Genomic DNA, 13752 nt, shown 5'->3' with positions numbered 1-13752 from the left:
GTTGGGGGACTAGGTAAGCCTAATACTTAGTCCCCTATCCTCAAGATGAAAATTGCCATCCCAGGAAGGTGATAATATGGCGAAAGTAATTGGTATTGATTTAGGAACGACCAACTCCTGCGCAGCAGTGATCGAAGGGGGTGACCCGGTGGTGATTCCCAATGCAGAGGGTCAGCGGGTGACTCCCTCGGTAGTTGGTTATACTAAGTCTGGTGAGCGGTTAGTGGGTCAAATTGCGAGACGACAAGCAGTGATGAACCCAGAAAATACCTTTTATTCTGTGAAACGCTTCATTGGGCGCAAATATGAGGAAATTACTCACGAAGCGACCGAAGTTAGTTACAAAACCTTGCGCGATCGCAACGGTAATGTTAAATTAGACTGTGTAGCAGCCCGTAAACAATTTGCACCAGAGGAAGTTTCCGCCCAAGTGCTGCGGAAGCTGGTAGATGACGCGAGTAAATATCTGGGGGAAAAAGTCACCCAAGCAGTAATTACAGTTCCCGCTTATTTTAATGACTCCCAACGCCAGGCGACAAAAGACGCGGGTAAAATTGCTGGGTTAGAAGTTTTGCGGATTATCAACGAACCCACAGCAGCAGCGCTTGCTTATGGGTTAGATAAAAAGGAAAATGAAACTATTTTAGTGTTTGACTTAGGTGGTGGGACTTTTGACGTGTCGATTCTGGAGGTTGGGGATGGTGTCTTTGAGGTTAAATCTACCAGTGGAGACACCCATTTAGGCGGTGACGACTTTGATAAAAAGATTGTTGACTGGTTAGCTGTTGAGTTCCAGCATAATCAAGGTATTGATTTACGTCAAGATAAACAAGCCTTACAAAGATTAACCGAAGCAGCGGAAAAAGCCAAAATTGAACTTTCCAGCGCCACCCAAACTAATATTAACTTACCTTTTATCACTGCTACCCCCGCAGGACCCAACACCTGGATATGACTTTGACCAGGGCGCAATTTGAGGAGATGACGGCGGATCTGTTAGACCGGTGTCGTCACCCTGTGCAACAAGCTTTGCAAGATGCGAAACTGAGTAATAAGCAGATTGATGAGGTGGTATTGGTAGGTGGTTCTACTCGTATCCCTGCTGTACAAGAATTAGTGCGGCGAATCATTGGTAAAGACCCTTGTCAAGGTGTGAACCCTGATGAAGTTGTCGCTGTGGGTGCTGCTATTCAAGCGGGGGTGTTAGCGGGTGAGGTCAAAGATATTCTGCTGCTGGATGTTACCCCCTTGTCTTTGGGTGTGGAAACCCTCGGCGGTGTGATGACGAGGATTATTAACCGTAATACTACTATCCCAGTGAAAAAGTCAGAAATATTTTCTACTGCGGCGGATGGTCAAGCCAATGTAGAGGTTCACGTTCTCCAAGGTGAGAGGGAGTTAGCTAGGAATAACAAAAGTTTAGGAACTTTCCGCTTAGATGGTATTCCCGCAGCACCTAGGGGAGTGCCGCAAATTGACGTAACTTTTGATATTGATGCTAATGGTATTCTTTCGGTGACGGCTCAAGATAAGGCCACGGGTAAACAACAGTCGATTTCTATTACTGGTGCTTCGACTCTGGATAAACGAGATGTAGATAACATGGTGCGGGATGCACAAACCCACGCGGAGGAAGACAGCCAACGCCGTGAACAAGTTGATACTAAGAATCTGGCGGATTCTTTGGTTTATCAAGCTGAGAAGCAAATTAGAGATTTGGGTGATAAGGTCAGTAGTAGCGATCGCACTCGTGTTGAGGGTCTGATTACCGATTTACGGGAGGCGATGAATCAAGATAATTTTGACCGCATAAAGTCTCTCACTCAGGAGTTACAGCAAGCTCTGATGCAAATTGGTAGCGCTGTTTATGCTCAAGCTGGTGCGACGACTACGGGTGAAGATGTGATTGATGCGGATTTTGTGGAGAGCAAGTAAGTTGAAAACCCCCTCTAGGTGTTCTTGACACCTAGGGAGGGGTTAAATATTTGTACTATTTTCCGCAACACTTGACAAGCAACTTCTAATTCACTTTGATTAGTAAAAGGTGCAAATACTCTAGATATTGCATATTTTTGATTTTCAACTTTTACAAAAACTATATCATCACCATTAGTTAACATCGCAAAAGCAGGATAATTTTGATCAGGATTAGCCATTAAATAAGCTAGAGTTTGGGGTAATGCTGACCAAACTGATAACATTGTTTTTTTAGATTCTACTACAATTATCCATAATCTTTCTTTTAATACTAAAATATCAATTTTTCCCTGTAAGGTTTCTTCACTATCAGCTATTATAATTTGTACTGATTCTTCTGCTTTAATTCTAAAAGGTGGATCATATAAACCAGCGATGGTTAATAGTGGAGAAACGAGTAATAAAATTACGGTAGTTTCTAATAAATGTCCACCGGAACGATGATAAATATAACGTTGCCATAATGTTTCTAGGTTTTTAATATCATCGTTATTTAATTCTGGTAATTGTTCATACCATTCGGTAAAAAAATCTGGGGATTGATTTCGAGTTAAATTAAATCTTTTTTCAGCTTCTGTGATGGTGGTAATTGTTTCCGTAACTGCGAATGTTTGCATGGTGGATTGTTTTTATAGTCATCCTATTTGACTTGAAAAATTATCAGTGAGGAAAGGGAACACCGGAACACCGGAACAGGGAACAGAAATTGTTCATGAATCATTTAGGATTGCTATATTTGGATTTATTTAACTATCATAAATAATTCGGTTTTAACCGACTTGAGCTTTTAGACAGGGAATTATACGGTACGCTTTCCTCTGGACGTTTCCATTCGATTAATGTCCCCAGCGAGTGGGGGACCTTTATATGTTCTTCTGGATGGCGCAATGTTTTCAATTCGTTTCCATTCGATTAATGTCCCCAGCGAGGGGTAACCCTCAATTTTAAACCATTACCCTCTAAGAAGTCTAGAGGCAGTTTCCGTGGTTCAGAAAAAGCGATGGCTGAAATGGACTTTACCCCAGTCTATCAAAGGCTGAAACCCTTATACAGCAAGCGACAGAGGTTAATCGGCACTCGCTAGATTGACGATGTCAAAACACAAGAATCATTATTCCAGCCATTTTATTTGAACTTCGGTCGTAGGCGTTACGTGATTGAGCGATCTGGGGACGGGTGGGGTAAATTCATATCCCGGAGTTGTCACCACATTTTCTTATGTAGTCACAACTTCCTATAATTTGATGTAGCCACACCTTAAAAAAATCACAAAAAAGCTGTTAGATAATTATGCCTTGCTCTACCACCATCTCCCAACTGTTAACAGTTCTAGGCGCTGAACCTGTGAATTTATCTGCAACTGCTCTGGGACAAATGAGCAGCGGTATTCAAACAGATACCCGGATGATTAAACCCGGTGAGGTGTTTCTAGCTTTGCGGGGGGAAAAATTCGACGGTCATGATTTTGTAGCTGCGGCCATAGGTCAGGGTGCTTTAGCGGCGATTGTAGACGGTGATGATGAGTATCCAGGGTTACCTGTGTTACGGGTGGGTAATACTTTAAAAGCATATCAGCAGCTGGGGAGATGGTGGCGCGATCGCTTTAATATACCGGTGATGGGGGTAACTGGTTCCGTAGGTAAAACCACCACCAAGGAACTAATCGCCGCAGTGTTGGGGACTCAGGGAAGAGTGCATAAAACCCATGGCAATTTTAACAACGAAATCGGTGTACCCAAAACTTTATTAGAACTGGGTGCAGAACATGACTATGCTGTGATTGAAATGGCGATGCGGGGGAGGGGACAAATTGCGGAATTAACGGAAATAGCTCGACCTACCATTGGGGTAATTACTAATGTGGGTACGGCACATATTGAGTTACTCGGTTCTGAGCAAGCCATAGCGGAGGCTAAATGTGAGTTATTAGGGAAAATGCCTCAAGATGGGGTTGCTATTCTTAATTATGATAATGCCCTATTAATGGCTACAGCTGCACAAGTTTGGTCGGGGGAAGTTGTAACTTATGGCTTGTCTGGTGGTGATATCCAAGGGGTGGTGTTAGATCAAGAAACTATTCAAGTGGGGGAAATGCAGCTACCTTTACCCTTAGCTGGTGTTCACAATGCTAGTAACTTTTTAGCAGCGTTGGCGGTGGCGAAGGTTGTGGGGGTTGATTGGTCAGGTTTGCAAGGGGGGGTGATGGTGAATATGCCTACCGGGCGATCGCAGAGGTTGAGCTTACCTGATGATATATTAATCTTAGATGAAACCTACAATGCTGCACCAGAAGCTATGATTGCAGCTTTGCAATTGTTAGCGGATACACGGGGAAAACGCAGAATCGCCGTATTAGGGGCGATGAAAGAATTGGGGGAAAAATCCCGACAACTGCACCACAGAGTCGGTGAAACCGTCCAAAAGTTGGAATTAGACGGGTTGTTAGTTTTAGGAGATGGAGAAGATACCCAAGCAATGATCGCCGGTGCAAAGGGTATTCCCACGGAGTGTTTTACCAGTCATGGGGACTTAGTAACTAGATTAATTACATTTGTGCAACCAGGCGATCGCTTGTTATTTAAAGCCGCCCATTCCGTAGGACTAGACCGGGTTGTTAATCAGTTCCGGGGCGAATTTCTGGGAAAATAAATAAAGTCCGCAGGGTGCGGACTAGGAAAATTGGATAAGGTTAGGTTTGTAACAAGATGGACTACAACTTGTTAGAGGTTACTTTTATTCTTGATGACTTATGGAGAAAAATCAAGTATCCCAGAGAGAATGTTTAGACATAAATACGGTAATTATGTCAATCAGCTCCAACGGTGGGCAGTAGTGTGGTATAAGTGGAGTCATCTACTTAACTGAACATTAAAAACCAGTTAACTTATCCTTAATAGGATGTGACGTTATGAGAGTATATGATGTTGTAGCCACATAAATTCAATTTACATCGTCAAGCTCAAGCCTGCCGATTTTCTTAATTTTTCAATGTAAATATTAGCTCTTATTAACAGGATAAATCTGACTGACGTTAACAGGGAAACTACAAAATGTCTGAAAAACACAGGGTGAAAGAACTTAGGAGAGGTTTAATAACCAAAGGGCAGAAAACATCTGAAAAACTCACAAGTATGTGGTCATCATGGTATCTGATGGTGGTGGAATCAGTACCATTTTTGATAGCTGTGGCTGTATTTTTAAGCGTTGTCAGTTTAAAAAGCCCTGTGCTGCTGTTTTGTTTGCTCCTGGGAAGTTTACTAGCAATAGTCATCCAGCTTGGACAGAGAGTAAATTTAGCAAAGCCCTGGGTTGTGTTCTGTCAAATCCTAGCAGTATCCCTGGTTCTGAGTTTATTTTGGCTAGATTACTTTGCATTTCCCGCACAGGCGCAATTTTTTGGCAAAGCAGAGAGTTTTTTCCGCAATACTTTAACACAAGGTACGGAAACCAATAGTAATACCCAAACAGCAGTCAGCCTAATCTTTAACGTTTTACGAGCAATTTATTTACTGTATATTGCAGGTTCTTTAGTTGGTGTAATTAACGCCGTTAGGAAAGATGAAGATTGGCAAAGTATCGCCAGGGTTCCCTTATTAGTAGTAGTTGCGGTCACAGTTGCTGATGTGCTGACAGGGTTTGTAGTTGGTGATGTGAGTAACTAAAGTATGTCTGAAGAAACAGATAGAGAATTTCGCCCAGTGAATCAAATCCTGGGAGCCCAACCTTCATTAGGTCCAATTCCTGCGGATCAAATCTTTCCCTGGTTAGTGATTATTCTCGCTGCTTACTTGATTGTGAATGGAGTTTTTGGGGGAATATTTGCAGATGATTTTCAAAGATGGTTATGGACAGCATTAATTGCGGGTTGGGGAATAGCGACTTGGTGGATCTTAAGTGGTGGTAGGAGTTGGCGATTTTTAAGCAAATTCATAGGAGTTCCCACTTGGACAAGAGGGTTTGCTCGTTATTACAGCTTGTTAGAAGTTAACCATGAAGCAGAAAATCGGCAAACAAAGCATAAAGGTCGGCGGTCAAGAAAGTAGATTAACACCATTTGAGGATGCTTTACATTTAGCTTCCATGTTACGCATTTCCCTGGATGGTCGTGACATAGGTGCTTACATTTTAAACAAAGACACTCAGAAAGATAAATTTTGCTTTGTTTTTGGGTTTGAATGTCGGGGAATTCATACTACGTTAAGAAACGAGCAAATAGAGACAATTTTTAATAATATAGAATCTGGTTTAAAAGATATTCCTGAAGGGGAAAAGATGACCTTGCACATGGGGTCATTTAGTTCAGATAAACAAAGACAAATAGAACTATCTCACTTAGTCAAGCAGACACCATCACGGGATATTAAGTATTTATTGACATCGGAAAGAGCCAGAACTCAAGAACTCACTACTGCGGGGATTCGTAAGCCGAAATTTTTACGGATATATGTAACTTATACTATTGAACCGAATACGAAATATACAGATGATTGGATAGAGAAACTATTAGCTAAAGCTGAACTATGGTGGTTAAACTTTAAAGGGGAACTAGCCCAAGTGCAAAATGAGCGCCTGGAAACTCTGATTATCCAGTCCTATCAACAGGGTTTCTGTCGCTGGGAGCAGTTATTATCTAACAAAATGGGTTTAGATGTTAAACCTTTAAATGCTGATCAACTATGGGAAGAGGTCTGGAAAAGATTTAATGAAACACCACCTATACCCATTCCCCAGTTAGTTCATTTAGATGAAAACGGACTATATGAGCAGGTTAATTCAGAGTTAAGCAGTAGTCAATTACTTATAGAAAATATCCACAGTACAACTTTACTGATGGAGTCTGGTGTACCCTGTGCTGACCGTCGTTGGGTAAATGTGAAAAATCGCTATATTGGAGCGTTGACATTTCTAGAAAAACCCGGAGGGTGGCCGAATAAATTCGCTCAGTTGCGTTATTTGTGGGAATTATTAGCCAGAGAAACTGTCACAGATACAGAGATTTTCTGCGAGTTAACCGCAGCCAACCCGGCTTTAGTGAAGACTACATTACAACGGGTGCTGAAGCAGTCGAATATGACAGCACTTATGGCCCAGGAAAAGAGTAAAACTATTGATGTCAGCGCTCAATTAAAGTTAAAGAAATCTGTAGCAGCCCAGGAGCAATTATATGAGGGTGCTATACCAATATACACGAGTATAGCTATTTTTGTACATCGTCCCAGCATAGACAAATTAGATGAAGCCACAAGATATATAGAAAACTGCTTTCAAAGACCCGCCCAGGTAATTAGGGAGGTAGAATATGCTTGGAAAATTTGGCTACAATCTTTACCGATAGTTTGGGAGGGTTTGTTAGTTAAACCGTTTAACCGCCGTCAATTATATTTAACCAGTGAAGTACCGGGATTAATGCCTTTAGTTTTAACCAAAGCTGGGGATAGTCGAGGGTTTGAGTTAATTGCAGAAGAGGGGGGAACACCCATACATCTGGATTTGTTTAACCAACATAAAAATTTAGCTCTGTTTGCGACTACCCGCGCTGGTAAATCGGTTTTGGTGTCGGGAATTTTAACCCAAGCCTTAGCTTATGATATTCCGGTGGTAGCTCTGGACTTTCCTAAACCAGATGGAACCTCTACTTTTACCGACTATACAAGGTTTATGGAGGGGAATGGGGCTTATTTTGATATTGCCAAAGAATCTAATAACTTATTTGAACAGCCTGATTTGCGATCGCTCAGTCCAGAAGCCCAGCGCGATCGCCTGTTAGATTATACTGCTTTTTTAGAGTCAGCATTAATGACCATGGTTTTAGGCTCATCCACCGAAAACCAACTGTTATCCCAAACCGTGCGTTCCCTGCTCAACTTAGCATTAAGAGCATTTTTTGCCGACCCAGGGATTACCCAAAGATATAAACAAGCGATCGCGGGGGGGTTTGGGAGTCAAGAGTGGGAAAAAACCCCCACCTTAAGAGACTTTCTTTATTTCTGTTCACCGGAACATCTGCAATTAAATGCTGTGAGTGGAAGAGTAGATGATGCTCTGAGTCAAATTCAACTGCGGTTAAGATTTTGGCTTTCCAGTCGAGTTGGACAAGCTATTTCTGCACCTTCGAGCTTTCCCACCGACGCGCAGCTGTTAGTATTTGCGCTGCGGAACCTCTCGGACAATGAAGACGCTGCTGTATTATCCTTAAGTGCTTATTCTGCAGCTTTGCGCAGGGCGTTAAGTAGTCCAGCTTCCATCTTTTTTATTGACGAAGCCCCGATTTTATTTGAATTTGACCAAATATCTGATTTAGTGGGGAGAATTTGCGCCAATGGTGCAAAAGCGGGAATCAGAGTTATTTTATCAGCCCAAGACCCTGATACCATCGCCAAATCTAAAGCCGCATCCAAAATTTTACAGAACTTATCTACCAGATTAATCGGGAGGATTCAGCCAGTAGCAGTAGATAGTTTTGTCAACATCTTAAAATATCCCCGCAATATTATTTCTCGTAATGCGACAGAAAGCTTTTTCCCTCGTAAAGAAGGAATTTACAGCCAATGGTTATTAGATGACAACGGGATTTATACCTTTTGTCGTTACTATCCAGGTTATGAACAATTAGCAGTAGTTGCTAACAACCCCCAGGAACAAACCGCACGTCAACAAGTAATGCGACAACATGACAATAAATATGAAGCAATTTCCGTATTTGCGCGACAATTAATAGCTGCTATCCGTGGGGGGTAATCGGCGTAATCATGTCCAATTTATTCAGGTTGAAAGATATGCACAAAACTACTGTTCTCACCTTGGGCTTTTCCTGGTTATTACTCCTCCCAGCAACAGCACAATTAGGCCAAGTTTGGACTGAGTTTCAATTTTATTCTGTAGATATGCAAAATTACCTGAGAAATCATCTGAGCGAAACCTTAACACCTTTAGAAATTAGGGGTCAAACTGCTCTCAATAATGCCACAGGAGCGGCGAATATACCTAACCCAATTGATGCGGGGAATAATTTTAACCAAGATATGATATTTAACCCCACAACAGATAGATTTGAAAATAATCCAGTACTGCGCAGTAATGGTGTGAACCAGGAAATGAATCGCCTAATTACTAGGGGTTCCATAGAAAGTTATATGGGGAGAGATGGACAAATCCGATTAAAATCTAAGTTACAAAATACTGAAACCACCTTAAATAATATTTCCGAACTTTCCCAAAGTTCCAATAACATCTTTCAAAGACTCGCTGATACTCTCGGCGCATCTGGCGATGCTTTTCTCCCACTGATGACGATACAGAAAGACCAAGCGGGTTTACAGTTACAAGGTATTAGAATCCAACAGGAACAAGCAAAAATCAGCGCTGAAACCCTAGCGCAAAGTATCCTCACCCATCAATCTTTACAATACTCCAATTTAAATTTAGTCAACATTTCCCAGCAGATGGAAGAAATGAATCGTACTCACAGGGTAGACACAGCTACGGAAGCAGCGAGATTTATCCGTAATACTTCTCAAACAGATTTGTTTGGTAGATAATTACTATATGGTCAATGAAAATGCAGGTTTATATTGCGCAAATCTTCCCAGAAATTGGGATTAATGAAACTTTTGATAGTGGTGCTGTAACTGCTAGAAGCATGGCTGAAAGTTGGGATAACCAATGGCTAGATTTATTACAAAATAATACAAGTAATAACTTATATGGGGCGTTAACAAACCTGGGTATATTTTTGGCTGTGGGGACGCTATTGTTTTTTATGATGCAATGGCTCAAAGATGTGATCAACAGTGAATATTCCCGTCCTATAAGTGGTTTAATTTGGCCTTTTATAGTGGTGCTGTTTTTGAGTAATACCGGAAATGGTAGCCTACTTTCTAGTTTAACGCTGGGGGTAAGAAACTTGATTAACACAGTCAATCAACAAGTAGTTAGTACAGCAGATGCTGAACAAACTTATCAGCAAGCATTAAATATGAGTTTAGCTGAAGAAGTAGCGGGTTCTTTACTTCGTCCTTGTCAATCCCTCAATGGGGAACAACAAACCCAATGCTTGGCCAGAGCAAGCGACCAAATTGATAACCTGTGGAGGGAATATAGAAACTTATATGGGAATAGAATTTGGATTGAAAGGCTAGAAAATCAAGTCAGTTCCTTGAAATTTAATACAGGAAATATCTCGGATATTACCTTTAACTCTTTATTAGGGAATACCGCCCAAACCAGAATTAAAAATTTCTTAATTTCTTTGCAATATGCGTTTCAAAACCTTATAGAAGCTACTATGTTACTTATAGCAGCTTTAGGACCATTAGCCCTAGGCGCATCTTTATTACCTGTAGGGGGTAAACCGATTTACGCATGGTTTACAGGTTTTTTTGCGGCGGGAATTACTAAGATTTCATTTAATATCATTGCTGCTGTGACTGCAGCAGTAATTATCAATGGACCTGCAGAAAACCCCAATGCTAACCCTGATTTAATGTGGTTTATTATCTTTGTGGGAATTTTAGCGCCAGTATTATCCTTAGCTGTCGCAGGTGCGGGAGGATTTGCGATTTTTAGCGCCATTAATAATAGTACAGCCTTAATCAAAAATAGAATCTAAACATCCCATCGGTGTGCAAATGACGAAACTACTCCGAAAAAGAAAATCTAGTATCAATTTTCTCACAATTTTTGCGATCGCCACTTTCAGCTTACATCTAGCAGTATTATTTCTGTTCATTTTACAAGGGTTAAATATTCGCCAACTTAGTCTGAGAAAACCCCCCAACTTTGTGGAAATGGTTGATGGTCAACCCATAGGCGCTGTGGATGATTTAGCTAGGGACCCCGAAGCGATTCGCCAATTCATCAGTAAAACCATGACATTGATGTTTAATTGGTCAGGAACCCTCCCCCCACAAACCATTACAGAAGCTGCAAAACCCCAACCAGACCCAGGAATACCCATCAGAACCCCCCAAGGAGGTAACCAACGAGTCACTACCAGCAGTTGGGTAGGGAGTTTTGCGATCTCAGAAGATTTTCGTCCGGGTTTTTTAAGTGCGATCGCCCAAATGACTCCACCAGAAGTATTTTCAAACAATCCTAATCAAATTATCTCAGCAGAATTAGTCATTCAGAGAATTTACCCCCCAGAAACAATAGCTCCGGGGAAGTGGCGAGTAGGGATGATAGCTGACCTAATTCAGACCAGAAAAGATGATGGGAGAAAAGCAGTCACACCCTTTAATAAAGATTTTTTAGTGCGTGCGATCGATTATTTTCCTTACCCCCTAAGAGATAGTAGTACGGACATCCAAAAAGCAATTTCTAGCCATCGCGCTGACAAACTAGAGATTTACGAAATTCATGATTTTTGTTTAGTGGACAACTCCATTATTGTCAGGGAGGATAAATCAAACCGTTGTAGAAATTAAAGTAACAAGTGACTATCTATTTTAAGTAAATTATTCTCAAATTTATCAAGGCAAATATTTATGCAATTAGTCAAGCCAGAGAAGAGAAAAAGTAGTATATTACCACTATTAGCGGTGGGAACATTTGGGCTAAATTTATTTAGCTTGCTCTTGATTTTGTTTCATAGTTCCATGATTCAAGATTTAGAACAGCAACTGACACCCCAAAGCTTGGCCCAACTTGCTGATGGTCGAGCGATTACCTTAGACCCTCAACAAAGTGATGAAAGACATCCAGAAACAATTCGCCGATTTGTCGGTGAAACCATGACCTTAATGCTTACCTGGTCACAAAAACAGCCGCCAATCACAGCTTGGGAAATTAGTTCCCAACTTTTAGCTAATAATTTGAAAACCAAGTTTCAGGAGGAAATTACTAAATTAAGTCCGACGGGAAAATTTATCACTAACAAATCTGAATATATATTAGTAGTACAAAGAGTATCTCAACCGGAAAAAATAGGTAATGGTAAATGGAAAGTTGAAATGTTAGCTAATCAATTAAACTTTAGTGGTTCTAATAATCTAGGAACCTCAAATGAGTTCAATAAACAAATTTTAGTCAGAGCCATAGATAAACCTGTAACTTCAATTCCACCCCAAGGGTCATCTTGGGATTTAGCAGCATACCGCTTAGGAGAAGCTAGGCTAGAAATTTACCAGATATGCGACATTACAGACACAAACTGTTCTTGAAATTAAAACCAACTAAAACACCATGAATACTTATTCAATTCACCCAGAAATTTCTCCACAATATACAGTGGAACCAACCCCTGAGCACCATGAACCAGAAATAGACTTGTTAGATTGGGAGTCTAGAATAGCTCAATTGGTGGGTTTTGAAGAAGAGTCACCACAACAAGATTCAATTAGCTTTGAGTTTGACTATTCCCAACCCGAAGAAGTAGAAACCGAGCAGTCACTGTCATCTAATCCCTTTGCTAAGTTAGCCTTAGTAGGTGGTGCTACCTTAGCTGTAGTGGTAGTTGCTGGGGTGTTTTTATCCCAAATTATGAATAGCAGTAATCAAAGACCCAGAAGTAATTTAGTTTCCTCAACGGTTCCATCACCGGCTATTAGTGAAGCTCCTGAAGTAAATTTAGCACAAGAGGTGGAGATACTCAAGACAAAGTTAGCCCTTGCAGAACAAGTACAGACCGTCAGAGCAGCTCAAGAAAATCTCAGAAATAGACCACCTGCGCGGGTGGAAACTCCACAGGTGAGAGCAAGTACACCTACAACACTGGCCACATCTCCACAGAAAATAGTCAGAGTTGAGCGGACTATTCAAGAACCCGCACCTCCTTCAGTTCCTATTATTGAACAACCCGCGTCTCCTTCAGTTTCTATCCCACCAATAGCTATGGACTCTACACCCCCACCGATTGTTATCCCAGCAGTATCGCCACCAGACCCCCTGAAGGAATGGACAAGGTTAGCCAAGTTAGGTAGTTATGGTCAGGTAAATACCACCGGTCAATCAAGAGTAAATACAGCTTTATCTGTACCAGAAGTTAATACTTATGCAACGAAGTCGCAACCGGGACAAACACCACCACAACCAGAGATTTTAGTCAGTCAGGCACAACCACAAAACCCGAAATCTGTCAAGGTAGGAACTAATGCTAAAGCCGTATTAGCAACGGCCATCTTTGGGGAAACTACTAGAGCTAGGAATAATGACGCTCAAGAAGAAGATAATCTATTTGTGGTACAGTTGCAAGAACCACTAAAATCTATAGATGGGGCGATCGCAGTACCTGCTAATACAGAATTATTGGGTGAAGTTCGTTCTATTTCCGAACAAGGTCTACTACAGTTAAATTTAGTCAAAATCATCTCAGAAGAGAACGGTGAGTTGATAGAAAGAACCTTACCCAAGAATGCAATTGTACTTCGCGCTCCTCAAGGTAAACCTTTAATAGCAAATCAATATCCCGATCAAGCAGGATCAATAGCAGGGATGGACACAGGTCTATTCATTTTAGGAGGTATTGGTAAAGCTGCGGAATTATTCAATCGTGCTGAAACCGAAGTTTCTATAGAAGGTGGTAGTACCGTCGTCACCAACACCAATAACAGACGCAACATACCAGCTGGAATATTGGAAGGCGGATTAAGGTCAATAGTACCCCAAATATCTCAACGCAATCAACAAGCGATTTCTCAAATGATGCAAAGAACTAATATTTGGTTTATACCAGCTGGCCAAGAGGTAGAAATATACGTCAATAGAACCGTAAAACTATAATTCGTTATTTCTAATAATAGCAATATTCTGGGTTGGGCATCCTACCGGACTTAATTA

10 protein-coding genes and 1 pseudogene are annotated in these 13752 nt (G+C 41.2%); 10 read left to right on the top strand and 1 reads right to left on the bottom strand.

Translation table 11 applies throughout. The annotated features are described in order from the left end of the window. Positions 1-76: 76 nt before the first annotated feature. Positions 77-1935 (top strand): annotated as a pseudogene (dnaK, locus tag AC6IZ0_RS19515) (molecular chaperone DnaK). Positions 1936-1949: 14 nt separating this feature from the next. Here the strand turns inward: dnaK and AC6IZ0_RS19510 are convergent. Then, positions 1950-2594 (bottom strand): type I restriction endonuclease subunit R, encoded by a 645-nt coding sequence (locus tag AC6IZ0_RS19510; protein WP_497724475.1) that lies wholly within the window; start codon positions 2592-2594, stop codon positions 1950-1952. Positions 2595-3267: 673 nt separating this feature from the next. On the opposite strand from AC6IZ0_RS19510, the gene AC6IZ0_RS19505 reads away from it, so the two are divergent. The 9 genes from AC6IZ0_RS19505 to AC6IZ0_RS19465 all read left to right on the top strand — a co-directional run bounded on the left by AC6IZ0_RS19505 (position 3268) and on the right by AC6IZ0_RS19465 (position 13695). Then, entirely contained in the window at positions 3268-4626 is a 1359-nt protein-coding gene (locus AC6IZ0_RS19505) for a UDP-N-acetylmuramoyl-tripeptide--D-alanyl-D-alanine ligase (RefSeq protein WP_497724474.1), read from the top strand. A 401-nt stretch (positions 4627-5027) separates the two neighbouring features. Beyond that, on the top strand, positions 5028-5639 hold the full coding sequence (locus tag AC6IZ0_RS19500; RefSeq protein WP_497724473.1) for a hypothetical protein: 612 nt from the start codon (positions 5028-5030) through the stop codon (positions 5637-5639). 3 nt (positions 5640-5642) lie between these two features. Continuing rightward, positions 5643-6020, top strand: a complete 378-nt coding sequence (locus AC6IZ0_RS19495; RefSeq protein ID WP_271733077.1) for a hypothetical protein — start codon at positions 5643-5645, stop codon at positions 6018-6020. Next, positions 5968-8715, top strand: coding sequence for a putative type IV secretion/conjugal transfer ATPase (locus tag AC6IZ0_RS19490; protein WP_497724472.1), 2748 nt, complete (start codon positions 5968-5970; stop codon positions 8713-8715). The genes AC6IZ0_RS19495 and AC6IZ0_RS19490 overlap by 53 nt, the downstream gene beginning before the upstream one ends. 38 nt (positions 8716-8753) lie before the next feature. Then, the gene (locus tag AC6IZ0_RS19485; RefSeq protein ID WP_271733103.1) at positions 8754-9515 is read left to right on the top strand and encodes a hypothetical protein; all 762 of its coding nucleotides are present in this window, start codon (positions 8754-8756) and stop codon (positions 9513-9515) included. Between the two features lie 20 nt (positions 9516-9535). Then, positions 9536-10585: a hypothetical protein gene (locus tag AC6IZ0_RS19480; RefSeq protein WP_280791809.1), complete on the top strand. Its 1050-nt coding sequence runs from the start codon at positions 9536-9538 to the stop codon at positions 10583-10585. A gap of 19 nt (positions 10586-10604) precedes the next feature. Further along, on the top strand, positions 10605-11402 hold the full coding sequence (locus AC6IZ0_RS19475; protein ID WP_497724470.1) for a hypothetical protein: 798 nt from the start codon (positions 10605-10607) through the stop codon (positions 11400-11402). A 60-nt stretch (positions 11403-11462) separates the two neighbouring features. Further along, positions 11463-12137, top strand: a complete 675-nt coding sequence (locus AC6IZ0_RS19470; RefSeq protein ID WP_497724469.1) for a hypothetical protein — start codon at positions 11463-11465, stop codon at positions 12135-12137. 22 nt (positions 12138-12159) lie between these two features. After that, entirely contained in the window at positions 12160-13695 is a 1536-nt protein-coding gene (locus AC6IZ0_RS19465) for a TrbI/VirB10 family protein (protein WP_497724468.1), read from the top strand. The last annotated feature ends 57 nt before the right edge of the window (positions 13696-13752 follow it).

The sequence above is a fragment of the Anabaenopsis sp. NIES-4685 genome (assembly GCF_059725405.1).
This window is presented reverse-complemented; position numbering and strand designations above follow the sequence as displayed.

What these genes read in the sequence shown, in the direction of transcription:
- AC6IZ0_RS19500 (WP_497724473.1), top strand. Translation starts at nt 5,028, where the DNA reads ATGTCTGAAAAACACAGGGTGAAAGAACTTAGGAGAGGTTTAATAACC.
- AC6IZ0_RS19480 (WP_280791809.1), top strand. Translation starts at nt 9,536, where the DNA reads ATGCAGGTTTATATTGCGCAAATCTTCCCAGAAATTGGGATTAATGAA.
- AC6IZ0_RS19465 (WP_497724468.1), top strand. Translation starts at nt 12,160, where the DNA reads ATGAATACTTATTCAATTCACCCAGAAATTTCTCCACAATATACAGTG.
- AC6IZ0_RS19475 (WP_497724470.1), top strand. Translation starts at nt 10,605, where the DNA reads ATGACGAAACTACTCCGAAAAAGAAAATCTAGTATCAATTTTCTCACA.
- AC6IZ0_RS19505 (WP_497724474.1), top strand. Translation starts at nt 3,268, where the DNA reads ATGCCTTGCTCTACCACCATCTCCCAACTGTTAACAGTTCTAGGCGCT.
- AC6IZ0_RS19485 (WP_271733103.1), top strand. Translation starts at nt 8,754, where the DNA reads ATGCACAAAACTACTGTTCTCACCTTGGGCTTTTCCTGGTTATTACTC.
- AC6IZ0_RS19470 (WP_497724469.1), top strand. Translation starts at nt 11,463, where the DNA reads ATGCAATTAGTCAAGCCAGAGAAGAGAAAAAGTAGTATATTACCACTA.
- AC6IZ0_RS19495 (WP_271733077.1), top strand. Translation starts at nt 5,643, where the DNA reads ATGTCTGAAGAAACAGATAGAGAATTTCGCCCAGTGAATCAAATCCTG.
- AC6IZ0_RS19510 (WP_497724475.1), bottom strand. Translation starts at nt 2,594, where the DNA reads ATGCAAACATTCGCAGTTACGGAAACAATTACCACCATCACAGAAGCT.
- AC6IZ0_RS19490 (WP_497724472.1), top strand. Translation starts at nt 5,968, where the DNA reads ATGAAGCAGAAAATCGGCAAACAAAGCATAAAGGTCGGCGGTCAAGAA.